23 protein-coding genes are annotated in these 22,003 nt (G+C 37.1%); all 23 read right to left on the minus strand.

Features of this window, described 5'->3' with window-relative positions:
* Positions 1-101: 101 nt before the first annotated feature.
* Positions 102-458, minus strand: a complete 357-nt coding sequence (gene cccA / locus QUF93_RS22625) for a cytochrome c550 (protein ID WP_289360256.1) — start codon at positions 456-458, stop codon at positions 102-104.
* A gap of 385 nt (positions 459-843) precedes the next feature.
* Positions 844-1,971: an RNA polymerase sigma factor RpoD gene (rpoD, locus tag QUF93_RS22630; RefSeq protein WP_070144887.1), complete on the minus strand. Its 1,128-nt coding sequence runs from the start codon at positions 1,969-1,971 to the stop codon at positions 844-846.
* A 59-nt stretch (positions 1,972-2,030) separates the two neighbouring features.
* Positions 2,031-3,830: a DNA primase gene (gene dnaG, locus QUF93_RS22635; protein ID WP_289360257.1), complete on the minus strand. Its 1,800-nt coding sequence runs from the start codon at positions 3,828-3,830 to the stop codon at positions 2,031-2,033.
* 82 nt (positions 3,831-3,912) lie between these two features.
* On the minus strand, positions 3,913-4,326 hold the full coding sequence (locus tag QUF93_RS22640; protein WP_289360258.1) for a DUF188 domain-containing protein: 414 nt from the start codon (positions 4,324-4,326) through the stop codon (positions 3,913-3,915).
* Between the two features lie 391 nt (positions 4,327-4,717).
* A complete protein-coding gene (locus QUF93_RS22645; protein WP_002122581.1) occupies positions 4,718-5,530 on the minus strand; it encodes a pyruvate, water dikinase regulatory protein in 813 nt (270 codons plus the stop codon).
* A 29-nt stretch (positions 5,531-5,559) separates the two neighbouring features.
* Positions 5,560-6,192: a transcriptional regulator CcpN gene (gene ccpN / locus QUF93_RS22650; RefSeq protein WP_080013325.1), complete on the minus strand. Its 633-nt coding sequence runs from the start codon at positions 6,190-6,192 to the stop codon at positions 5,560-5,562.
* 106 nt (positions 6,193-6,298) lie between these two features.
* Positions 6,299-7,045 (minus strand): DNA repair protein RecO, encoded by a 747-nt coding sequence (gene recO / locus QUF93_RS22655; protein WP_289360260.1) that lies wholly within the window; start codon positions 7,043-7,045, stop codon positions 6,299-6,301.
* Positions 7,046-7,078: 33 nt separating this feature from the next.
* On the minus strand, positions 7,079-7,222 hold the full coding sequence (locus tag QUF93_RS22660; protein ID WP_000883924.1) for a YqzL family protein: 144 nt from the start codon (positions 7,220-7,222) through the stop codon (positions 7,079-7,081).
* 176 nt (positions 7,223-7,398) lie between these two features.
* Complete coding sequence (gene era, locus QUF93_RS22665) at positions 7,399-8,304, minus strand: GTPase Era (RefSeq protein WP_002122584.1); 906 nt, start codon at positions 8,302-8,304, stop codon at positions 7,399-7,401.
* Positions 8,297-8,695, minus strand: coding sequence for a cytidine deaminase (locus QUF93_RS22670; protein ID WP_002111886.1), 399 nt, complete (start codon positions 8,693-8,695; stop codon positions 8,297-8,299). Before QUF93_RS22670 ends, era begins: the two co-directional genes overlap by 8 nt.
* A 99-nt stretch (positions 8,696-8,794) precedes the next feature.
* Complete coding sequence (locus QUF93_RS22675; protein WP_289360261.1) at positions 8,795-9,148, minus strand: diacylglycerol kinase family protein; 354 nt, start codon at positions 9,146-9,148, stop codon at positions 8,795-8,797.
* Positions 9,145-9,615 (minus strand): rRNA maturation RNase YbeY, encoded by a 471-nt coding sequence (gene ybeY / locus QUF93_RS22680; protein WP_002088675.1) that lies wholly within the window; start codon positions 9,613-9,615, stop codon positions 9,145-9,147. Before ybeY ends, QUF93_RS22675 begins: the two co-directional genes overlap by 4 nt.
* Complete coding sequence (locus QUF93_RS22685; protein WP_289360262.1) at positions 9,612-11,756, minus strand: HD family phosphohydrolase; 2,145 nt, start codon at positions 11,754-11,756, stop codon at positions 9,612-9,614. The genes ybeY and QUF93_RS22685 overlap by 4 nt, the downstream gene beginning before the upstream one ends.
* Before the next feature lie 196 nt (positions 11,757-11,952).
* Positions 11,953-12,912 (minus strand): PhoH family protein, encoded by a 960-nt coding sequence (locus QUF93_RS22690; RefSeq protein WP_002015189.1) that lies wholly within the window; start codon positions 12,910-12,912, stop codon positions 11,953-11,955.
* Positions 12,913-12,915: 3 nt separating this feature from the next.
* The gene (gene yqfD, locus QUF93_RS22695) at positions 12,916-14,115 is read right to left on the minus strand and encodes a sporulation protein YqfD (RefSeq protein ID WP_002122590.1); all 1,200 of its coding nucleotides are present in this window, start codon (positions 14,113-14,115) and stop codon (positions 12,916-12,918) included.
* A gap of 249 nt (positions 14,116-14,364) precedes the next feature.
* Complete coding sequence (gene yqfC, locus QUF93_RS22700) at positions 14,365-14,658, minus strand: sporulation protein YqfC (protein WP_002088680.1); 294 nt, start codon at positions 14,656-14,658, stop codon at positions 14,365-14,367.
* Between the two features lie 107 nt (positions 14,659-14,765).
* A complete protein-coding gene (locus QUF93_RS22705; protein ID WP_000054578.1) occupies positions 14,766-15,209 on the minus strand; it encodes a GatB/YqeY domain-containing protein in 444 nt (147 codons plus the stop codon).
* Between the two features lie 15 nt (positions 15,210-15,224).
* Entirely contained in the window at positions 15,225-15,398 is a 174-nt protein-coding gene (gene rpsU, locus QUF93_RS22710) for a 30S ribosomal protein S21 (RefSeq protein ID WP_000048061.1), read from the minus strand.
* A 219-nt stretch (positions 15,399-15,617) separates the two neighbouring features.
* A complete protein-coding gene (gene mtaB, locus QUF93_RS22715; protein ID WP_002122591.1) occupies positions 15,618-16,970 on the minus strand; it encodes a tRNA (N(6)-L-threonylcarbamoyladenosine(37)-C(2))-methylthiotransferase MtaB in 1,353 nt (450 codons plus the stop codon).
* A 6-nt stretch (positions 16,971-16,976) separates the two neighbouring features.
* Positions 16,977-17,726: a 16S rRNA (uracil(1498)-N(3))-methyltransferase gene (locus tag QUF93_RS22720; RefSeq protein ID WP_002111902.1), complete on the minus strand. Its 750-nt coding sequence runs from the start codon at positions 17,724-17,726 to the stop codon at positions 16,977-16,979.
* 146 nt (positions 17,727-17,872) lie between these two features.
* The gene (gene prmA / locus QUF93_RS22725; RefSeq protein ID WP_144504826.1) at positions 17,873-18,811 is read right to left on the minus strand and encodes a 50S ribosomal protein L11 methyltransferase; all 939 of its coding nucleotides are present in this window, start codon (positions 18,809-18,811) and stop codon (positions 17,873-17,875) included.
* Between the two features lie 28 nt (positions 18,812-18,839).
* Positions 18,840-19,946, minus strand: a complete 1,107-nt coding sequence (dnaJ, locus tag QUF93_RS22730) for a molecular chaperone DnaJ (protein ID WP_088060032.1) — start codon at positions 19,944-19,946, stop codon at positions 18,840-18,842.
* A 202-nt stretch (positions 19,947-20,148) separates the two neighbouring features.
* Positions 20,149-21,984 (minus strand): chaperone protein DnaK, encoded by a 1,836-nt coding sequence (dnaK, locus tag QUF93_RS22735; RefSeq protein ID WP_002122595.1) that lies wholly within the window; start codon positions 21,982-21,984, stop codon positions 20,149-20,151.
* Between the last annotated feature and the right edge of the window lie 19 nt (positions 21,985-22,003).

Consider the following 22,003-nt stretch of genomic DNA (forward strand, 5'->3'; position numbering starts at 1 on the left):
TAGAACAAAGAAGCTAGGTGGGAGACCAACTGCCCGTAAACGCCCGATTGGTTCAACTAATAATCAATGGGGGATGCCCCCCCACTGATTAAAGTTTCACTTTATTTTTTCTTCGATAACCAATCAGCTACTTTAGTTGCTTGATCAGCTGGAACTATATTTGGTGGCATATTTCCTTTTCCTTTCGAAATAACTTCTTGAATCTCTTCTTTCGAAAGTTTTCCACCAATTTTTTGTAAATTAGGTCCGACTGCCCCTTGTAACTGGTCACCATGACAGCTCGTACAGCTTTGCTTCACAATATCCTCTGGTTTTGATGCTGTTTGCGCTGGCTTCCCGCCATTTTTTGCATCAGCTAACTCTTTAGATTTATTTAGCCCCTGAAATGAAAATACAAACATAACGATAATACCCAATGCTGCAATAAGAGCGAACGGAATCAGCGGATTACGTTTCATATCTCTTCTCCCCCCTCTATACCCCTAAATAGTTAGATGATTCAGTCATTTCCATTGTACTTGAAAACGCTCTATCAGAAAAGAGTAAACTATTACTTGTTAAAAATATTCCATAAATTCAGTTTATTGTTTTTTATTGTTATATCACTTATTATTTCGATAATTACTAACGTTTCTCGTCATATTTTTCATTTTTCTACATATGTTTTTGTATAGAATAAACAAAATTAATCGAAAAATCGAATAATGAGCATTTGCAAATCAAAAGACAATTCTGTAAAATAAATTACAAGAAATTGTAATCGTTGCCGATAGCTAAATTTTAACAAAAATTAACAAAATAAAAAAGTTTACTTCACAAAGGTGAAGTAAACTTAAAAAGAACCTATTCTAAGAAATCCTTAAGACGCTTACTACGGCTTGGATGTCTTAATTTGCGAAGTGCTTTTGCTTCAATTTGACGGATACGTTCTCTCGTTACGCCGAATACTTTCCCAACTTCTTCAAGCGTACGAGTTCGTCCATCATCTAAACCGAAACGAAGACGTAGAACATTTTCTTCACGATCTGTTAGTGTATCTAACACATCTTCTAATTGTTCTTTCAGCAATTCATACGCTGCATGGTCCGCAGGCGATGTTGCTTCTTGGTCTTCAATAAAGTCACCTAAATGGGAGTCATCTTCTTCACCAATCGGTGTTTCAAGAGAAACTGGCTCCTGTGCAATTTTTAAGATTTCACGTACTTTTTCTGGAGCAAGATCCATTTCTTCACCAATCTCTTCAGGAGATGGTTCGCGTCCTAAATCTTGTAATAATTGACGTTGTACACGAATTAACTTATTAATCGTTTCGACCATATGAACTGGAATACGAATTGTTCGCGCTTGGTCTGCAATTGCACGTGTAATCGCTTGGCGAATCCACCAAGTTGCATACGTACTAAATTTGAAACCTTTGCGATAATCGAACTTTTCAACCGCTTTAATTAGACCCATGTTCCCTTCTTGGATTAAGTCTAAGAAAAGCATACCACGGCCCACATAGCGCTTTGCAATACTTACTACAAGACGTAAGTTTGCTTCTGCAAGACGACGTTTCGCTTCTTCATCGCCTTCTTCAATACGCGTTGCAAGACGAATTTCTTCTTCAGCAGATAGTAAGTCTACACGGCCAATCTCTTTTAAGTACATACGAACAGGATCGTTGATTTTCACCCCTGGTGGTACACTTAAATCATTGAGGTCGAATTCTTCTTCCGTTTTTGTAATTTGGCGATTATTAGGACCTTCATCGTTTTCATTGTCACCAACTAAGTCAATCCCTTGTTCACCTAAATATTCATAGTATTCATCCATTTGGTCGGATTCAATTTCAAATCCATTCATGCGTTCTGCAATCTCTTCATATGTAAGAACGCCACGTTTTTTTCCGAGCTCAGTGAGTTGTTCTTTCACTTGCTCAAGGGTCATTTCAGTTTCAATTTGTTTAGAACGAGCTGGTTTATCAGCCATCTGTTCCCCTCCTTACGCGAGATACAAACATTCATTATACTAAAAATTTATCAAAAAAGCTATTTTCTCGCTTTTTGATTTTGTAAATATGCTACATAATATTTAGCAGCCTCTACAGGATCTGTTTTTTCCATTTGTTTTACTTTAAAGATAATTTCCATCTTTTCAAGTTTCTCTTTATGGCGCCTTAACGCCTCCAAATGACCTTGTAACGCTTCTTCTGTGTACTCTGGATTAATAAATTCATCCGTCGAAATATCCGTGATAATATTTTTCAACTTTTCATCAGAGAGCCAACTTAAAAATGTTCCGACTGAAGGTTCATTTCCCTTTTCATAATATGCGTATAGTTCATATAAAATCCCTTTATGTTCTTCTGTATAAAAATCTTCTATATGAGGTTCCATACGTACTGTCACTTCTGCACTTTGCAACATATGGTAAATAATTTCTCTTTCTGCCCTTTCAAAACCTGTTAACTTCGGTTTCGTTTGAACAATTTGAGATGGCTTAGAAACCTGCTTTACTTGTTTTTGCTGTACCTTTTGTTCTTTGCGATATTGGTGCAATTGATTCAAAAGTGTTTCCATTGAATACGAAAATTCTTGCGATAATGATTTTAAATATGATTCCGCCTGCATCGCATCCTGTAGCAATGATAACTCTTTTAAAACACTTTTTACATATTCTTCTTTGCCAGACTCATCTTGCAAATTTTTTCCTAAACGCAAATAATTTATTTTGAAACCAACAAAACTTATACTTGATTTCACAAGATTTTCAAAAGCGGTTGTCCCATATTGTTGCACATATTCATCAGGGTCAAGCTTATCTGGCAAGGGTGTAACTTTAACTTGGCAACCAACTTGCAATAGTAATTGCCCTGCTTTCATCGTCGCTTCTCGCCCTGCTTTATCACCATCATAGCAAAGAACAACAGTTTCAACGTTACGTCGCAGAAGTTTCGCTTGTTCCTCAGTTAAGGCCGTTCCCATTGTCGCAACAGCTTCTTCCACACCACTTTTCACCGCGGCTAGTACATCGGCATAACCTTCAAAAAGGACAACCTGCCCACGTTTTCTAATAAACGGCCTTGCTTGGTGGAAATTATACAACAGCTTACTTTTGTAAAAAATCGGTGTTTCAGGACTATTTAAATATTTCGGAGTATCCTCTCCTAATGCCCTTCCACTAAACGCTATCACCTTACCTTGTAAAGTATAAATCGGAAACATAACTCTTCCGCGGAAGCGGTCATAATGACTGCCATCCTTCTCACTTCTTACAAGAAGGCCAGCTTGTTCCATACTGGTTAGCGACAAACCTCTTTTTTGTAAAATTTTCGTTGCTGCATCCCAAGTTGGTGATGCATAACCAATTTCAAATTTCTCAATCATCTCTTTTGTAATACCACGTTTTAATAAATATGAAAGTGCTTCATTTCCTTCTTCTGTATTTACTAATAAATGATGATAATACTTTTTCAAAAGTTCATGAGCCTGTTGCATGATGACAGTGTCATCAGATATATCTTCTTGTTGTTGTCCTTGCCCTGATGTATATTCTGCAACTGCAATTCCATTTCTTTCGCCAAGCTTTTGAACAGCCTCGGTGAAAGCAAGTCCTTCCATTTTCATAAGAAAAGAAAATACATTTCCACCTTCTCCACATCCGAAGCAATGAAAAATTTGCTTATCAGATGAAACAGAGAATGAAGGAGAATTCTCACCATGAAATGGACAAAGGCCGAAATAGTTACGCCCCTGCTTTCTAAGTTGAACATACTCACCAATCACTTCTACAATATCAGATGATGTCCGAATCTGTTCAACAACTTCTTCTGGAATTCTGTTCCCCATAACTCCATCTCCGTGTCGTATTTTGTATTCGATATAAATTAAAAGATTCCTTTATAATTCGACAATATTTTTTCTGAATTTGTTAGAAAGTACTGTCGATCACATTGTGTAAACGTTTTTGGACCTTTCGTATAAGTCCCCAGTCTGCGTAAATCCGCAGATACATACTACTATATAAAATTGTATCCATTTGCTCATCTGTTACAAATGTATCTCTTGGAGACCCATACATATACTCCTTTTTCACAAGAAGACTAGCAAGCACCTTATCCTGTATGATCATGAGATCTGTAGCTTTTGCATGTTGATAAATATAAAAGTCAACTTCATCTTGCTCAGAATCTACATAGACCCAATTACCTTGCTGTTTTCTTGAACGATGAGCATAGGTTGCGACAAACAAAATTTCGACATAAAATTTTGTTCCAACTTGCACAATTGCATTCTTCACGGGACACGCATCTGCATCAACTAATATCTTACTGATGTTTTGCATATTTCTGTATTCTACATCCCTTCTGTGAATCCTTCCATAATGTGCGTTTTCTTGTCTAGATTTTGTCGATTTAACGTAAATACATGTCTTTTTCGAAAATCCTATCCCTAGTTTATTCTGAAAAATTAAAGTCTAAACGTAAAATATAGGTTTTTATCACAATTTTTTATTATAATATATTTTCTTCAACTACGCTACATATCCCTTTAATTTTCATTTTACATTTAAAGATAACAAAATCGTTCCTTTAGCATAATTAAAAAACAGAAGAATATAAGTATAACCATTCCGCTATATTCTATTACTAAGCTGAAAGTTCATGTTCTACTTTGCCTCTTCTTCTACCGCCTTCTCACGAGCGAAAAAAGCACATTCACCTTTGGTAAATGTGCTAAAACATTTTTTGGTTTTGCACTGCATTCACAATAATATTTGCTGTTTCTTCAATCGCCTTATTTGATACATCAATCACTTGACAATTTATTTTACTAATTACTTCCTCAAAATGATCAATTTCTTCTTTAATACGATTAATATTTGCATATGTTGCTCCATCACTTAATCCAAGTGATTTCAATCGTTCTTTTCGAATATGATTTAACTTATCCGGTATAATTTTCAAACCGAAACATTTCTCTTTTGCCACTTGATATAATTCCTCAGGCGGATCCACTTCCGGTACAAGTGGTACATTGGCGACTTTCAAACGTTTGTTATGCGCTAAATATTGTGAAAGTGGTGTTTTTGATGTACGTGAAATTCCAATCAACACGATATCAGCTTTTAAAATACCACGTGCATCTCTACCATCATCATACTTAACTGCAAATTCAATCGCTTCAATTTTTTTAAAGTACTCTTCATCTAATCTTCGAACGACACCTGGCTCATACCTTGGTACTTGCCCTGTAATTCCTTCAATTTGATCGATAAGAGGTCCGATAATATCGTATGCCTCTACTCCTTCTTTTGCCGCTTCTGTCAATAAATATTGACGCATATCAGGCTTTACTAACGTAAAACAAATAAGCGCTTGATTGCTCTTGGCAATCGAGATTACTTCTTTTAATGTCCCTGTATCTTCTACATACGGTACACGTCTAATATCAGGAGCGAATGGGAACTGTCCCATTGCCGCTCTAACAACCAAATCAGCCGTTTCTCCTACAGAGTCAGATACGACATATACGATTTTATTATCCATTACATTACCTCACTTTAAACAAATTACACTTATTCGTTATTTACTAAATTTACAAACGCACGCGTAATATTTGTTTTTGTAATTCGTCCAATCACTTCTAAACCTTGTTTCGTATCCTTCACAACCGGCATCGCATCAATCTGTCTTTCTATTAATTCCATCGCAATATCATATAAAGAATCCTCCCTGCGACACATCGCAATGTTTGGCATCCTTGTCATGATAATATTAACCGGAAGAGAGGTTAAATCCTGCTTTCCTAAGCTAGCTCGTAATAAATCTTTACGAGATACAACGCCAACTAATAAAGTAGATTGATCTACAATAAATAATGTACCAACATCCTCTAGAAACATAGTACAGATTGCATCGTATACTGATACATTTTTATCAATTACAGCCGGTCTAGATTGATAATCTTGCACTTTAATTTTCTTAACAGCTTCAGATAATAGCTGTCCCCCAGTTTTACCCGTATAAAAATAACCTACGCGTGGACGCGCTTCTAAATAACCAGCCATCGTTAAAATTGCTAAGTCTGGTCTTAGCGTTGCACGTGTTAAACCCAATTGCGCAGCAATTGACTCCCCTGTAATAGGACCGTGATCTTTTACAATCTGAATGATATGTTCTTGCCGTTTATTCAGCTCTATGATAATCACCACCTTTAATGCACAACGAAAAAAGTTATACTATCTCTTAAATATTATATACTAAATATGCTATTCGAAAAAGAAAGTATGTAAAAAGGACCTTATACGGCCCTTTTTATATTTGAAACTTATCAAGTTGTTCCAGAAAACGCCTTGATTTCAAATAAATCCCACAATATTCATCATAATATGTATTCAATACTGTGCGCATTTGTTTTTTTGTACTATCCTTCACCGATACATTACCGAGCCGGTGTAGATCGAAGTGAAAAAAGAGACGCAATAATTTATGAACAGCCTCTCCCACCGGAATACGATACGAATCTTGCTCCGCATGACGCGAGCACAGAAAACCGCCTTCCCTAACAGAGAAGGCGACAAAATCTGTTTCTTGATGACAAATAGCACATGTATCAAAGTATGGGCGCATCCCTAATACCGGAAGCATTTTCGTTTGATAAATTAATGATAATACCTCCGGATCAACACCCTCACACATATAATGCAACGTTTGATATAACATTTCAAATAAATACGGATTATGCTTCTTATCTTCTGTTGCTTTATCGGTTAATTCAATAATAAATGATGCATAAGCAGTTAAAAATATATCCTCGCGAATTTCTTTCATAGATGAAATAATCTCGCCTTGTTGCAAAGTTCCAAGTCCAGAACCCATTTGAATAAGAAAATGACCATGTGTCATAAGCTGCGAAATAGCCGCTAACCGACTCTTCGGCTTTTTCGCCCCTCTTGCCATTGCACTTACCTTACCAAATTCCCGTGAGTATATTGTAACAATCTTATTTGTTTCTCCGTAATCTGTTGTACGGATAACAATGCCCTCAACTTTTTGAAACATGTTCGTCACCATCCAAGGTTTGAACAAAACGGGTCAAGAAATTGGAGAGTCTAGATGCGCTAACTCTTCTTCATGTTGATCCATCTCATCGTTCACGTCTTTTTCCATTTCTTTCAAAAGCAAATACGTTTCAATGCTTCCTGTTTTGGAGAAAAACTTCCAGGTAAAATCTAGCATAAGAATCCACCTTTCTCAATAAGCGTAGCCTATAAACCAATTTCTTTTGTTGTTATTAAATTGACCCATTTTGTCCATTTTCATGTGAGAAAAATTTTTCCTAATTTATCAAAGTTCATAAAAACCAATAATCAGCGGACGAATAATACACCCACTGATTACAGCTTTACTCTATTTTAGTACTCGTCTTCGCGGAAACCAAGGTCACGAAGCTGAGACATTTTATTACGCCAATCTTTTTGCACTTTTACCCATACTTCTAAAAATACTTTAGAGCCAAGTAGTGCTTCAATATCAAAACGAGCTCGTTTCCCGACTTCTTTTAACATCTTCCCTTGCTTACCTATAATAATTCCTTTTTGTGATGCACGTTCAACAACAATCGTTGCGTTTATATAAACTGCACCGCCCTCGCGCTTCTGAATCGCATCAATAACAACCGCTACAGAATGCGGTACTTCTTCACGTGTTAAATGTAATACTTTTTCACGAATAAGCTCTGAAATAATAAATCGCTCTGGATGATCCGTTACTTGATTATCCGGGTAATATTGCGGTCCTTCTGGTAAATACTTTTTAATCGCTCCGATTAACGCTTCAACATTATTACCGTCCAATGCAGAAATTGGCACAATCTCCGCGAACTCATATAATTTACGATATTGATCAATCAACTCCAGCAATTGCTCTGGATGAACTTGGTCAATTTTATTAATTACTAAGAATACCGGTTGTTTCGTTTCTTGTAATTTCTCAATAATAAATTCCTCACCACGACCATATCCTTCAGTTGCATTGACCATAAACAAAACAATATCAACTTCTTTTAATGTCGTTTGAGCCATCTTCACCATGAAATCGCCTAGTTTATGTTTAGGTTTATGTATTCCTGGTGTATCAATGAAAACTACTTGTGAATCATTTTCTGTATATACACCTTGAATTTTATTACGAGTTGTTTGTGGCTTATCACTCATAATGGCGATTTTCTGGCCGATAATACGATTTAAAAATGTAGATTTCCCAACATTCGGTCTGCCAATAATAGAGACAAAACCTGATTTATAACCTTTTCTATTCATGTAAATCCTCCGCTAAAAATGCTCCTGGTAACAATTCTCCGACTGTTGTCTCTTGAACATCACCATGTAAGTTTGATAGGTATACTTTCGTATCCTGTTTACATAATTCTACCATAACTTGTCGACATGCTCCACAAGGAGGTACTGGGCGCTTTGTATCCGCTACGACTGCAATAGCTACAAACTCGTTATCTCCTTCAGAAATTGCCTTAAATAACGCTGTTCTTTCTGCACAGTTACATAAACCATATGATGCATTTTCAACATTACATCCACGATATATTTTTCCATCCTGAGTTAGTAAAGCTGCACCTACTTGAAATTTAGAATATGGTACGTACGCTCGTTTACGCGCTTCGGTTGCTTCTTGAATTAATTGTTTGCTATTCATATTCCCGCATCCTTTCCGTTCACAGATGTGAATAGATACACTCTTTCATTAAAGGCCTTCACGGCGCTCCTAAAGCTTAATAAAAGCTTCGGAATGCAACTATACCATATACGGTAAAAAGATAATAGCACCAATTACAGCAGCTATAATTGCAAACAATAAAACTGCCCCCGCCGCAACATCCTTTGCAATTTTTGCAAACGGATGAATATCGGCGGTTGCTAAGTCTACTGTTTTTTCAATAGCCGTATTCACCATCTCTAAACTCATTACAATCCCTATCACAATAAGTAATACAATCCATTCCGTTATTGTAATATGGAAATAAAAGCCGCAGCATATAACAATGACTGCGGCTAAATAATGAATTTTCATATTTCGTTCATGACGAAGACAAAAGTATATACCAGCTATAGCATATCCAAAACTATCTAAAAGTTTTCCTTTTTTCATCGTCCTAATCCAAATGCCTCTAAAATTTCTTTTTGTCTTCCAAACATTTCTTTTTCATCTTCTTCTGTCATATGATCATAACCAAGCAAATGCAAAAAGCCATGTAATGCTAAAAACCCAAGTTCTCGATCAAAAGAATGTCCATATTCTTCAGCTTGTTCTTTTGCTCTTGGAATAGAAATAATAAGATCTCCTAACATACGCGGCATCTCTGCACCGACAATTTCCATTTCGCCTTCTCCCATTTCTTCCATGGCGAAAGAAATAACATCCGTAGGCTGATCCTTATCTCGGTAATCACGGTTTATTTCACGAATACGTTCATTATCTACAAATGTAACCGATAATTCTGCGCCTTCTTCTATGTTCTCCATTTGGGCTGCTTTCTCTACCAACCCTCGAATCAAGCTTATATACTCGTCTTTCACTTCTTCTGTTTCATCAATAAAATCAATTAATAAACTCATTCTTTCTCCTTTTCTTCCGGCGGTTCCGGATATGTAATACGGGAATGGAAAATACCATTTAACGTTTCACATAACGTTTTTCCAACGATTTGTAGTTCCTTAAATGTCAAATCACATTCACTAAATTGACCATCTTGCAGGCGATCTTTAATAATACTTTGCACTAAATTATTAATCTGATCTGGTGTTGGATGGTTCATCGAACGTACCGCCGCTTCTACACTATCAGCAATACCAACGATCGCCGACTCTTTAGAAGTTGCTTTTGATCCTGGATAGCGGAACATTTCCTCCGTATATTTCTCTTTATCTTCTTTAATCGCCTTATAGTAAAAATATTTAAGTAACGTTGTACCATGATGCTGTCCAGCAATATCGATAATTTCTTGAGGTATATGGTGTTCTTCTAACATTCTCACCCCATCGGTTACATGAGCAATTATAATATCTTTGCTCGTTACAGGGTCTAATCTATCGTGCGGGTTTTCAATACCCATTTGGTTTTCAATAAAAAACTGTGGTTGTACTGTTTTCCCTACATCATGATAATACGCCCCTACACGCGCTAATACTCCATTTGCTCCAACTGCTTCACAAGCAGCTTCTGAGAGATTAGCTACCATTACACTATGGTGATATGTACCTGGTGCTTCTAATAAAATTTTGCGCAAAAGCGGGTGATTCGGACTTGAAAGTTCCATCAATTTCATACTCGATACAATCCCAAGACCACTTTCTAAATACGGTAAAATCCCCATAGCTAGAACAGAAGAGATAATACCCGAAACAGCAGCCATTAATAATTGCACCCCTATTTCAAGAGGCGAAAAGTTCCCATTTCGCAATAATAACAACGCCGCTAATACGACTACATTTAATACAGAAACGAGTATACCAGCTTGTAAAATCATCGTACGACGATTTTTTTCTCTCAAGAAAATACTAACTGATAATGAACTTAATAAAACATAAATCCCCACACTATAATTCAGTGTACTCGTTACACCTTCATTAAACATAATACTTCCGCACACAGAAAAAATCATACTCGTTAAAAATACAAATCGATCACCAATCATTAATTTTACAAGTATTGTTCCCATCGCAACTGGAACAACATACGCGATTCCTGCATATTCAAGTTTTTGAAACAAACTAATGATTTTCATTAAAACAATCGTGATAGACAAAATTGTGATATATGCTAAAACATACGGCCTATCTTCTCTTTTCCGCTGTAAAAACACTTCAAACTGCTTATGCATAAAGTACAATAACACACAAATGAGTACCGCTAGACCAACATAAGGTTGGAAGGTATTGCCCTTTTCTAACAATCCTGCTAACTTCAACTGCTCATATGCTTCTCGTGAAATCGTATCGCCTTCTTTCACAAGAACTTGCCCTTGAAGGATAAAAACTGATGCAACTGAATCTTCCGCTATTTTTTTACTATCTTTCGTCGCAGCTGAATCATAAAAATAGTTCGCTGTAATCGCATACTTCCCTAGTGTATTCACCGCATCTTTTAAATCACTGCTTATATTTACGCTACTCATTTCAGTAACGAATTGTTCTCTTGCAGCTTCTTCTTGATCCATCTTGATGTGTTCCCTCATAATTTTATTAACTGCTGTTACAGCCGCATCCTTTGCCAATGACAATTGACTTGAATCAGCATTAATAAATTTCAACAAAATCGAATCTGTTAAGCTTTTTGCTAAATCTGTTGGTAATTTCTTCTTTAACTTGTCCAATTTGTCCACATCAGAAATTTTTTTATACTCGTCTGGGCCAGTCGATTTAGCCTCTGCCTCTACTTCACTTACCGCATCAAAGACGAGAGTTACAATATCCACTTTATTTTGCTTATATTCGCTTTTATATGTATATTTATCCTCAACCTTTTGAGCGGCTTCGTTTTTCTTTTTCGCCGTTGCGGCTTTATCTTCAATTTTAATAGGAGAGTGAATTGTTTTTTTAGCAATATCGAGCTCTTTAACATCTAATTGCTCTGGCTTTACATTATTCATAAGTGCAAAAAACAGTACTGCTCCTAATAATACGTAAGAAACCCAACTTAGTTTTTTCGAATGTTGTATATTACGAAACCACTTAAAAATTTCTTGAGATCTTGACATGATTTCAATACCTTCTCCTCTCCAGAAATAAAGCGAAACTATTTATAGCTTTCATTTCTTCTAGGCAACGATACTTTTCGGACAACATTTTTATCCACTATCACCTATAGTTCATTTCCCTCGTCTTTAATGATAGTAAAAAATATGCCATTCGCCAACCTTATCATACAAAAAGAAATGATCCTGACAAATAGGATCATTCCATTTTATCATATGCCTCAATAATACGTTGCACTAACGGGTGTCTCACAACGTCCGTTTGTTCCAATGTAATGAACGAAAGACCTGATACACCTGATAAAATATTAGCAGCAATAGAAAGACCTGACTTTACCCCTTTTGGCAAGTCTACCTGTGAGGGATCCCCCGTAATAACCATTTTAGAACTAAAACCTAATCGCGTTAAAAACATTTTTATTTGAACACCAGTTGTGTTTTGCGCCTCATCTAATATAACAAATGAATCATCAAGAGTACGCCCTCTCATGTAAGCAAGCGGTGCAATTTCAATTACACCACGTTCCATCATGCGTTGTGTATATTCTTGTCCAAGAATATCATGTAACGCATCATATAGTGGACGTAAATACGGATCTACTTTTTCTTTCAAATCACCTGGTAAAAACCCTAAGCTCTCTCCAGCTTCTACAGCAGGTCTTGTTAAAATAATTTTCTTTACATACCCTTGCTTTAAAGCTCTCACAGCCATTACTACGGCTAAGTATGTTTTCCCTGTCCCAGCAGGTCCTATCCCAAATACAATATCATTCTTTTTCATTGCATGAATATACCGTCTTTGCCCCATCGTTTTCACACGAATGGATTTACCTTTTGCCGTTTTAAAAATTTCCTCTTCATATAACTCTTCGAATTGAGCAATTTTCCCTTGTTGCCCAAGCTGAATCGCATACGCAACATCTCTTTCCGAAATTGATACACCTTTACGGATAACAACAAGTAACTGTTGTAAGATTTTTTCTACGAGCACCACAGTTTCATCTGCCCCAGATACACGAACAGATTCTCCCCTAGTCACAATCGATACACTAAGTTCTCGTTCAATTACTTTTAAATGAGCATCATTTACCCCAAAAAGAGCGATTGCTTCGTTGGGATTTTCCAATTGTTGGTTCATTTCTACTAATTGTTCTGCCATTACTCAGTCTCCTTGAATATCGGATTCAGATATTGGTTGTGGCTCTGCAATATTTTCAATCACTGTATAATGTAATGTGACCTTTAGGTGATCCGCCTCAACCTCTTTACTCAAAATGTTATCACTTACAATCATAGCATGTTCATCCAATTTTTTCTTCAGTTCTTTTTCTGCCATCTCTTTAGCTACTTTCATTGCTTGTTTTTCGGTATATTCTCGGTTCGCTTCTTCCTCTTCTCGTACAATATCTTTTTCATATGCAACTGGTAATGTGAATCCAAATAATTTCACATCATGTTTTACACTTTCAGTACGCGAGCGTTTATACTCATCCTGTTGAAATCCCCATATTTTTATTTTAGCACTCCCAAATTTAAGAAAATATTCATTGTATGAATTACCAGTATACACTTGAAATTGCGTCTTTAACGGAACATTCACCTCAGATTTGTACCACGTTTCTCCATATACAATCCCTTTAGCCGAAACAATTGTCGGATTCTCCTCATTACCATACATCCCCGAGACGAGAAGTTGCCCCTTTTCTACATGGTCATTTTTCATGACTACAGGCTTCCCAACTTCCACAAATGTTTTTGTAATAATCCCTTCTTTTTTTGCTACTAAGTTTTGTGGCTGTTGTTCACTTTCTTTTTTCGGTTCATTTTTTTCGACAATCTTAAAATGATATGTTGTCCCTCTTATTTCTAATCCCGCCCAAGTAATCGCATTAATATTGTCTGTCAAATGACGTTGAACATCTTCTACATTCGGCATTTGGAACTGTAATTTCCCTTTTTTTATACCCATTTTGTCCAATTCTTTCATCAAGATATATTCCGTTTCAGGTTTTGCTCCTGTAATTTCAATTTTCCACACCATATTTGACAATGCGATCATTCCGAAAAAAAATATTAAAAACCCAATTAAAAATCCACTATTTTTAATTAAACGCTTATTCCAAAACGGAAAACCGTAACGTCCAATAAAATATAATTTACATTCATTTTTTCTATAAATTGGTTTTATCTTTTTCACATCTCGTAATAATATACAAAAAACTAACGTTTCATCAGCTATCTTCTTTACATCCCAAACTAGTAATTTCCTCCGCACACACTCGTTAACAAAGCGTTCCGCTCCTCTACCTTCAATTCGCACCTTGACATACCCAAGCCATTTTATAAACCATTTATTTTTCATTGACTATCTCCACTACCTTTCTAAAAGTAGATACACTACTTTTCAATTCGATTATCAAACTAGCTCGTACTAAAATTTTAATTAGCAGATTCCTTGATCCTCACTAATTATTAACCTTCACGAGCCAGGTTTTTACGTGGGACTCACTTCCCACCTACCCTCTTTGTACGAACCGAATATTGAGGCCAGAACGTTATCACCTGTTAATACAAGGTAACGAAGAAAAACTTCACAAACGGAAGTTTCTCCTCACTCCTCTTTCTTTTCATTTTCTAAAAATGTCACTTGTTCAATAATCCCTTCAAGCAACAGTTCTTCTGGAAGGATTGTTTTAATAACAAAGGATTGACCTTTAATTAATAATTGACCATGTTTCAATAGCAATCTTACCTCTTTATCTGAAAACACTAATAATCCTCGATGATTTTCTATATAGATATGTACTTGCCCAACAAGCGTGATCCGAGGTAGATCCATTAGCACATCCACTGGTAGGTCTATTTGCTTCGTTAACCAATTCTTCATTTGTTCTAATTTTTTCATCTCAAAAGACCCCCTCTCATCCCATATGTATGAAAAAAGAGCTTGTAATATCACGTCCAAATTGAAAAAAGCATAAAAAAACGTCTCATACGAAATGAGACGCTTTTTTATGCTAATAGCTGTATAACCAGCTTATTCACTAGTGATCCGTCTGTTTTACCTTTGACTTTCGGCATAACAGCAGTCATCACTTTACCCATATCTGCTTTAGATGTAGCACCAACTTCAGAAATAACTTGCTTAATTATATCCGCTAGTTCTTCTTCTGTTAATTGCTCCGGCAAATATGCGCTTAAAATCTGAATTTCACTTTGCAGTTTATCAACAAGGTCTTCACGACCAGCTTTTTTAAATTCAAGGAGGGAGTCCTTATACTGTTTTACTTCACGAGCTAAAACTGTTAATTCCTCTTCTTCAGTAAGAGTATGTTGCAGTTTAATACCTTCATTTTGTAAAGCAGCCTTAACCATACGAATAACGGTTAATTTTTCTTTTTGTTTATTCTTCATCGCTTGTTTCATATCATCGTTTAAACGACCGAGAAGACTCATAACTTACACCCTCTCTTAGAACTTACGCTTTCTTGCCGCTTCAGATTTCTTCTTACGTTTTACACTTGGCTTTTCATAAAACTCGCGCTTTCTTGCTTCAGCAAGTGTACCAGTTTTAGAAACCGATCTTTTAAAACGGCGAAGTGCATCCTCCAAAGACTCGTTTTTACGAACGACTGTTTTTGACATTCTCTTTCCCTCCCTCCGAAACATCACACTTACATACTAACTTCAGCATGCAAAAAGAAACACTTCTTCAGCATGTCTTTTACGATTATAATACATTTTATCACTTCAGGTCAACTATTTGGCAGAATAAAAGAAGAATTGATGCTCTTCTTTTTTCAATACTTAACTTCTCCACGAACGAAAAAAGCATGCAAACCCTTGTCGTTTGCATGCTTTTTATTATGCGCTTGCTGATTCTTTTTTTACATCATCTTCAAGAACACGAACAAATTGCGCTTCGTTATATGGATAACCAGCTTTCGTAATTTTTACTTTCACTAGCTTACCAATTAATTCTTCTGATCCTTCAAATACAATTTTCAAGTAGTTATCTGTATAACCTACATATAACCCCTCACGGTCACCATCTTTAAATTGCTCTTCAGGAATAATTTCAAGCACTTCACCTTCAAACTGTGAAGCATACTCTTTCGCTAATTGATTAGATAGTTCAATTAAACGGTGAACACGATCGTTCTTCACATCTTCAGGAACTTGATCTTCCATACGTGCTGCTGGTGTACCTGTACGTTTTGAATAAGGGAAAACGTGTAATTCAGAGAAACGATTCTCTTTAATGAAATTGTACGTTTCCATGAATTCTTCTTCTGTTTCACCTGGGAATCCAACAATTACGTCTGATGTAATCGCAAGACCTGGTAACGCTTCTTTCAAACGATCTAAACGCTCTTGGAAAAATTCCATCGTATACTTACGGCGCATACGTTTCAATACAGTATTAGAGCCTGACTGTAATGGAATATGCAAGTGACGTACAACTACTTCTGATTTATCTAACACTTCAATTACTTCATCAGAAATTTGACTCGCCTCAATAGAAGAAATACGAAGACGTTTCAATCCGCCTACTTCCGCTTCCATATCGCGCAGTAATCCAGCTAAGTTATACTCTTTTATATCTTCACCGTACCCACCTGTATGAATACCTGTTAATACGATTTCTTTATAGCCCGCATCTACTAATTGCTGCGCTTGTTTAATAACTTCTTTTCCATCACGAGAACGCATTAAACCACGCGCCCAAGGAATGATGCAAAATGTACAGAAGTTATTGCAACCTTCTTGTATTTTTAAAGATGCACGTGTACGGTCCGTGAAATATGGTACATCCAGTTCTTCATATACACGTGTTTTCATAATATTGCGGACAGCATTAATTGGTTGACGCTCTTTACGGAATTCTTCGATGTATCCTAACATCTTCTCACGATCTTGCGTACCAACAACAATATCTACACCTGGAATTGCCATAATTTCTGCTGGAGATGTTTGTGCATAACATCCAGTTACACAAATTACCGCATCTGGATTTTGACGTACAGCACGTCTAATTACTTGACGGCTTTTTTTATCTCCAGTATTTGTTACTGTACATGTGTTAATAACATATACATCAGATTTTTTTTCATATTCAGTTCTTTCATAACCACCTTGTTTAAACAATTGCCAAATCGCTTCTGTTTCATAGTGGTTTACTTTACAACCTAACGTGTGGAACGCAACAGTTGCCATTGATTATCACCCCATCAATTCAAAATGATAAGAAGCGGCACTTAACGCATAAAGCGGAGCCGTTTCTGTTCTTAAAATTCTTGGTCCTAAACTACATGGTACAAATTTATGTTCACGAAGTGCGGTAATCTCTTCCTCCGCTAAACCACCTTCTGGTCCAAATACAATCAGCAGCTTTTGGCCTGGTTTAATCGTCGATAAAGCTTTCGCAAAATTAGATTTCTCACCTTGTTTCGCTTCTTCTTCATACGCAACAAGACAAACATCATACTCGCTACTCATCGACAGCAGTTGTTTAAATGATGAGGGAACGTGTACTTCTGGAATTTCACTTCTATGCGATTGTTCCGCAGCTTCTTTTACGATTTTTTTCAAACGCTCAACTTTTTTATCTGCTTTTTTCGCATCCCACTTTACAATAGATCGAGATGCTTGAAATGGTAAAAATGCAGCTGCCCCAAGCTCAGTTCCTTTTTGAAAAATTAACTCTAGCTTGTCTCCTTTCGGCAGTCCACTTGCAATCGTCACGAACACAGGAAGTTCGCTTGACGCCTCTACCCATTCTACAATAGTGGTATCCACAAATTCACTGGTAATTTCAGCAATTGAACACTCTGCTGTTTTACCATTTACACAGCAATAAATGTGGTCACCAGCTGACATACGCATCACTCTTGCGATGTGATGGACATCATCACCCATTATGCGAATACTTGTCTCATTTACATATTTCTCTTCTACAAAATAACGTTGCATATAATCACCTTAGTAGAGTTTCGTTCCTTTCGTAAGTCAACACTTACGAAAAGAACGAAACGTTATCATTTTCATATAACAAACGGCAAGTCCCTCACCTTATACGGTGAGAGACTCCCCCTGTTCTTTATAGACTAAAATCTATATTACGCATTTCGTGCAATAATTGCTACCCAATCTTCCATTCGAAGCACTTCTTCAATTGTAAATCCAGCTTTTTCTAACGCTTCAGAAATTACTTTTTCTTTCGCCCCAATAATACCAGATGTAATAAATAATCCACCTGGCTTCACAACTCTCGCTGCATCTTCAGGGAATAGAAGAATAATTTCCGCTAGTAAATTTGCTACGATTAAATCAACTGGACCTTCAATACCTTCTAATAGACTATTCTGTCCAACATTGACAATGTCATCTGTTTTATTTAAGCGCACATTCATTTCTGCACTTTCAACTGCAACTGGGTCTAAATCATACGCTTGAACAGAAGACGCACCTAATTTTGCTGCAGCAATACTAAGTACCCCCGAACCTGTCCCTACATCAATCACAGTATCACCTGGCTGAACCGTTTTTTCTAACGCACGAATACACATCGTTGTTGTTGGATGTGTCCCTGTACCAAACGCCATACCTGGATCTAACTCAATAATTTTTTCATCTGGAGAAGACGGTGTATACTCTTCCCACGTCGGCACAATTGTGAATGTATCAGAAATTTGAACTGGATGATAATACTTCTTCCAAGCAGTAGCCCAATCTTCCTCATCGACTTCATTAATTGTAATATTTCCTGTACCAATTTCGATGTCGAAAGATGGTAGTGCATCAATAGATGATTTTACACCTGCAACCGTTTCGTGTAAAGAATCCGTTTGTGGGAAATATGCTTTTACCAAAACGCCCTCACTTGGATATTCATCTGGGTTAAGTGCATAAATCTCACCGTATTGTTGCTCGCGCTCTTTCGTCAACTCCGCTGGGTCCTCAATCGCAACCCCACTAGCGCCTGCTTCATGCAAAATATGAGAGACAGCTTCTACTGCTTCTTCTGTTGTATGAATACTAATTTCTGACCATTTCACAATTTACCAACTCCATTTTTTATTTCCATTATTCCCCTTTGAAAGCACGTTTAAGCTTTCCAAATAAGCTATCATCCTGCTCTTCTTGCCCTGCAAATTCACGCAATAAATCTTTTTGATGTGAAGTTAATTTCGTCGGCACAACAACACGAACGACTACATATTGATCTCCTTGACCATATCCACGTACGTTCGGAGCACCTTTTCCTTTTAAGCGGAATTCTGTTCCTGTTTGTGTTCCTGCTGGAATTTTCAACTTCACTTTGCCATGAACGGTAGGAACTTCTACTTCCGCACCAAGTGCCATTTTCGCAAATGTTAATGGCATTTCGCAAATAATGTGATCCCCTTCGCGCTCAAAGAATTCATGATTTCTCACATGAATAACAACATATAAGTCACCTGCCGGCCCGCCATTTACGCCTGCTTCACCTTTTCCAGATACACGAATTTGTTGACCATTATCGATACCCGCTGGAATTTTAACATTGATTTTTTTGTTTTTACGAACTTTACCAGAACCATGGCATGTCGTACATTTCTCTTTAATCATTTGACCTGTTCCTGAACAATGCCCACAAGCTTGACGGTTTACAATACGCCCAAATGGTGTATTTTGTTCTACACTTACTTGCCCTGATCCTGAACAATGTTTACATGTTTCTTTTGAAGTTCCTGGTTTTGCTCCGCTACCTTTACAAGTATCACATGGATCTTCTACTGGAATCTCAATATTTAACTCTTTACCAAAAATAGCTTCTTCAAACTCTAAAGTAACTTGGTATTGTAAGTCAGCACCTTGGCGCGGAGCATTTGGATCACGGCGTCTGCCGCCACCGCCGCCAAAGAATGAACTAAAGATATCTTCAAAGCCGAATCCACCACCGAAGTCTCCTCCGCCGCCAAATCCTTGATTTGCACCAGCATGACCAAATTGATCATATTGCGCGCGCTTTTGATCGTCGCTTAATACTTCGTATGCTTCTTGTACTTCTTTAAACTTTTCAATTGCATTTTCTTCTTTACTTACGTCTGGATGGTACTTTTTAGCCAAACGACGATACGCTTTTTTTATTTCATCTTTAGAAGCGCCCTTGCTCAGTCCAAGAACCTCATAATAGTCTCGTTTACTCATAAATTTGCAACCCCCGAATCTTTCACATAAACGTAATTTTAACACCGAAAGAAAGTGCTTTGCAACAAAGTTTCCTCACTTACAGTATGCAAAACAAAAAACTTAAGATCCTCACACATTTCTTCTTATTCGTGAAAAAAGCCAAAGCCAAGGCACGCTTGACTTTGACTTTTTGTCATCTTACTTATTTTATTTCACTGTATTACTTGTCTTCTTTTACTTCTTCAAACTCAGCGTCAACTACATTGTCTTTTTTCGCGCCAGCGTCTTGTGCTCCTTGTGCACCTTCCGCTTGCCCTGCAGCCGCTTGAGCTTGCTCATATAATTTAACAGTTAATTGTTGTACGATTTCTTGAAGAGCATCTTTTTTCACACGGATTTCTTCAAGTTCGTTTTTCTCGATTGCCGCTTGTAATGCTTCTTTCGCTTCCGTTGCTTTTGCTACTTCAGCTGCATCTACTTTACCTTCTAAATCTTTTACAACTTTGTCTGTTTGGAATACAAGTTGGTCAGCTTCGTTACGAAGTTCAACTTCTTCCTTACGTTTTTGGTCAGCGTCAGCATTTGCTTCTGCTTCTTGTACCATACGATTTACTTCATCATCAGAAAGACCTGAAGAAGATTGGATTGTAATAGCTTGCTCTTTGCTTGTTCCTAAGTCTTTCGCACGTACGTTAACAATACCGTTCGCATCGATATCGAATGTTACTTCGATTTGTGGGATACCACGTGGTGCTGGCGGAAGGTCTGTTAATTGGAAACGACCTAGTGTTTTGTTATCAGCTGACATTGGACGCTCACCTTGTAGCACGTGAATGTCTACCGCTGGTTGGTTATCAGCAGCTGTTGAGAATACTTGTGATTTACTTGTTGGAATTGTAGTGTTACGCTCGATTAATTTCGTGAACACACCACCCATAGTTTCGATACCTAAAGAAAGTGGAGTTACGTCTAATAATAGTACGCCTTCTACATCACCAGTAAGTACGCCACCTTGAACTGCAGCACCTAATGCTACAACTTCATCAGGGTTTACGCCTTTGTATGGCTCTTTACCAGTTTCACGTTTAATAGCTTCTTGTACAGCTGGGATACGAGTAGATCCACCAACAAGGATAACTTTATCTAATTCGCTTGGAGCAAAACCAGCGTCTTTTAATGCACGACGAGTTGGCTCTAAAGTTCTTTCAACAAGACCTGCTGAAAGCTCTTCGAATTTCGCTCTTGTTAACGTTAATTCTAAGTGTAATGGACCAGCAGCTCCAGCACTAATGAATGGTAATGAAATTTGTGTTTGTGTTACACCTGAAAGATCTTTTTTCGCTTTTTCAGCTGCATCTTTCAAACGTTGAAGTGCCATTTTATCTTGGCTTAAATCAATGTTGTTTTCTTTTTTGAATTCAGCTACTAAGTGATCGATGATAACTTGGTCAAAGTCATCTCCACCAAGACGGTTGTCACCAGCAGTTGAAATAACTTCGAATGTGCCATCTGCTAACTCAAGGATAGATACGTCAAATGTACCGCCACCTAAGTCATATACTAAGATTTTTTGTTCTTCATCTTGTTTTTCTAAACCGTAAGCAAGCGCTGCTGCTGTTGGTTCGTTAATGATACGCTCAACTTCTAAACCAGCGATACGACCAGCATCTTTCGTTGCTTGGCGCTCTGCATCGTTGAAGTATGCAGGTACTGTAATAACAGCTTTCGTTACTGTTTCACCTAAGTATGCTTCAGCAGAAGCTTTTAAGTTTTGTAAAATGATTGCCGAAATTTCTTGAGGTGTATAATCTTTACCTTCAACTTCTACTTTATAGTCTGTACCCATATGACGTTTAACAGACATAATTGTATTTGGGTTTGTAATTGCTTGACGTTTCGCAACTTCCCCAACTTGACGCTCTTCATTTTTAAAAGCTACAACAGAAGGTGTTGTACGGTTTCCTTCTGGATTTGGGATAACCTTTGGTTCTCCACCTTCCATAACAGCTACACAAGAGTTTGTTGTACCTAAGTCAATACCGATAATTTTACTCATGGCGATTCCTCCTACTTTT

The organism is Bacillus hominis, assembly GCF_030348325.1.
GTDB classification, from domain to species: domain Bacteria; phylum Bacillota; class Bacilli; order Bacillales; family Bacillaceae_G; genus Bacillus_A; species Bacillus_A hominis.

Excerpts from the sequence above, each read along its gene's own strand:
- dnaG (WP_289360257.1), bottom strand. The coding sequence starts at position 3,830 with ATGGGGAACAGAATTCCAGAAGAAGTTGTTGAACAGATTCGGACATCA.
- QUF93_RS22660 (WP_000883924.1), bottom strand. The coding sequence starts at position 7,222 with ATGCTAGATTTTACCTGGAAGTTTTTCTCCAAAACAGGAAGCATTGAA.
- dnaJ (WP_088060032.1), bottom strand. The coding sequence starts at position 19,946 with ATGAGTAAACGAGACTATTATGAGGTTCTTGGACTGAGCAAGGGCGCT.
- QUF93_RS22675 (WP_289360261.1), bottom strand. The coding sequence starts at position 9,148 with ATGAAAAAAGGAAAACTTTTAGATAGTTTTGGATATGCTATAGCTGGT.
- QUF93_RS22690 (WP_002015189.1), bottom strand. The coding sequence starts at position 12,912 with ATGGCAGAACAATTAGTAGAAATGAACCAACAATTGGAAAATCCCAAC.
- QUF93_RS22720 (WP_002111902.1), bottom strand. The coding sequence starts at position 17,726 with ATGCAACGTTATTTTGTAGAAGAGAAATATGTAAATGAGACAAGTATT.
- recO (WP_289360260.1), bottom strand. The coding sequence starts at position 7,045 with ATGTTTCAAAAAGTTGAGGGCATTGTTATCCGTACAACAGATTACGGA.
- QUF93_RS22705 (WP_000054578.1), bottom strand. The coding sequence starts at position 15,209 with ATGAGTCTTCTCGGTCGTTTAAACGATGATATGAAACAAGCGATGAAG.
- QUF93_RS22640 (WP_289360258.1), bottom strand. The coding sequence starts at position 4,326 with ATGCAAAACATCAGTAAGATATTAGTTGATGCAGATGCGTGTCCCGTG.
- yqfD (WP_002122590.1), bottom strand. The coding sequence starts at position 14,115 with ATGAAAAATAAATGGTTTATAAAATGGCTTGGGTATGTCAAGGTGCGA.
- rpoD (WP_070144887.1), bottom strand. The coding sequence starts at position 1,971 with ATGGCTGATAAACCAGCTCGTTCTAAACAAATTGAAACTGAAATGACC.
- QUF93_RS22645 (WP_002122581.1), bottom strand. The coding sequence starts at position 5,530 with ATGGATAATAAAATCGTATATGTCGTATCTGACTCTGTAGGAGAAACG.
- yqfC (WP_002088680.1), bottom strand. The coding sequence starts at position 14,658 with ATGAAAAAATTAGAACAAATGAAGAATTGGTTAACGAAGCAAATAGAC.
- dnaK (WP_002122595.1), bottom strand. The coding sequence starts at position 21,984 with ATGAGTAAAATTATCGGTATTGACTTAGGTACAACAAACTCTTGTGTA.
- QUF93_RS22685 (WP_289360262.1), bottom strand. The coding sequence starts at position 11,756 with ATGTCAAGATCTCAAGAAATTTTTAAGTGGTTTCGTAATATACAACAT.
- cccA (WP_289360256.1), bottom strand. The coding sequence starts at position 458 with ATGAAACGTAATCCGCTGATTCCGTTCGCTCTTATTGCAGCATTGGGT.
- era (WP_002122584.1), bottom strand. The coding sequence starts at position 8,304 with ATGAATAGAAAAGGTTATAAATCAGGTTTTGTCTCTATTATTGGCAGA.
- rpsU (WP_000048061.1), bottom strand. The coding sequence starts at position 15,398 with ATGTCAAAAACAGTCGTTCGTAAAAACGAGTCTTTGGAGGATGCACTT.
- ybeY (WP_002088675.1), bottom strand. The coding sequence starts at position 9,615 with ATGAGTTTATTAATTGATTTTATTGATGAAACAGAAGAAGTGAAAGAC.
- mtaB (WP_002122591.1), bottom strand. The coding sequence starts at position 16,970 with ATGGCAACTGTTGCGTTCCACACGTTAGGTTGTAAAGTAAACCACTAT.
- QUF93_RS22670 (WP_002111886.1), bottom strand. The coding sequence starts at position 8,695 with ATGAATAGCAAACAATTAATTCAAGAAGCAACCGAAGCGCGTAAACGA.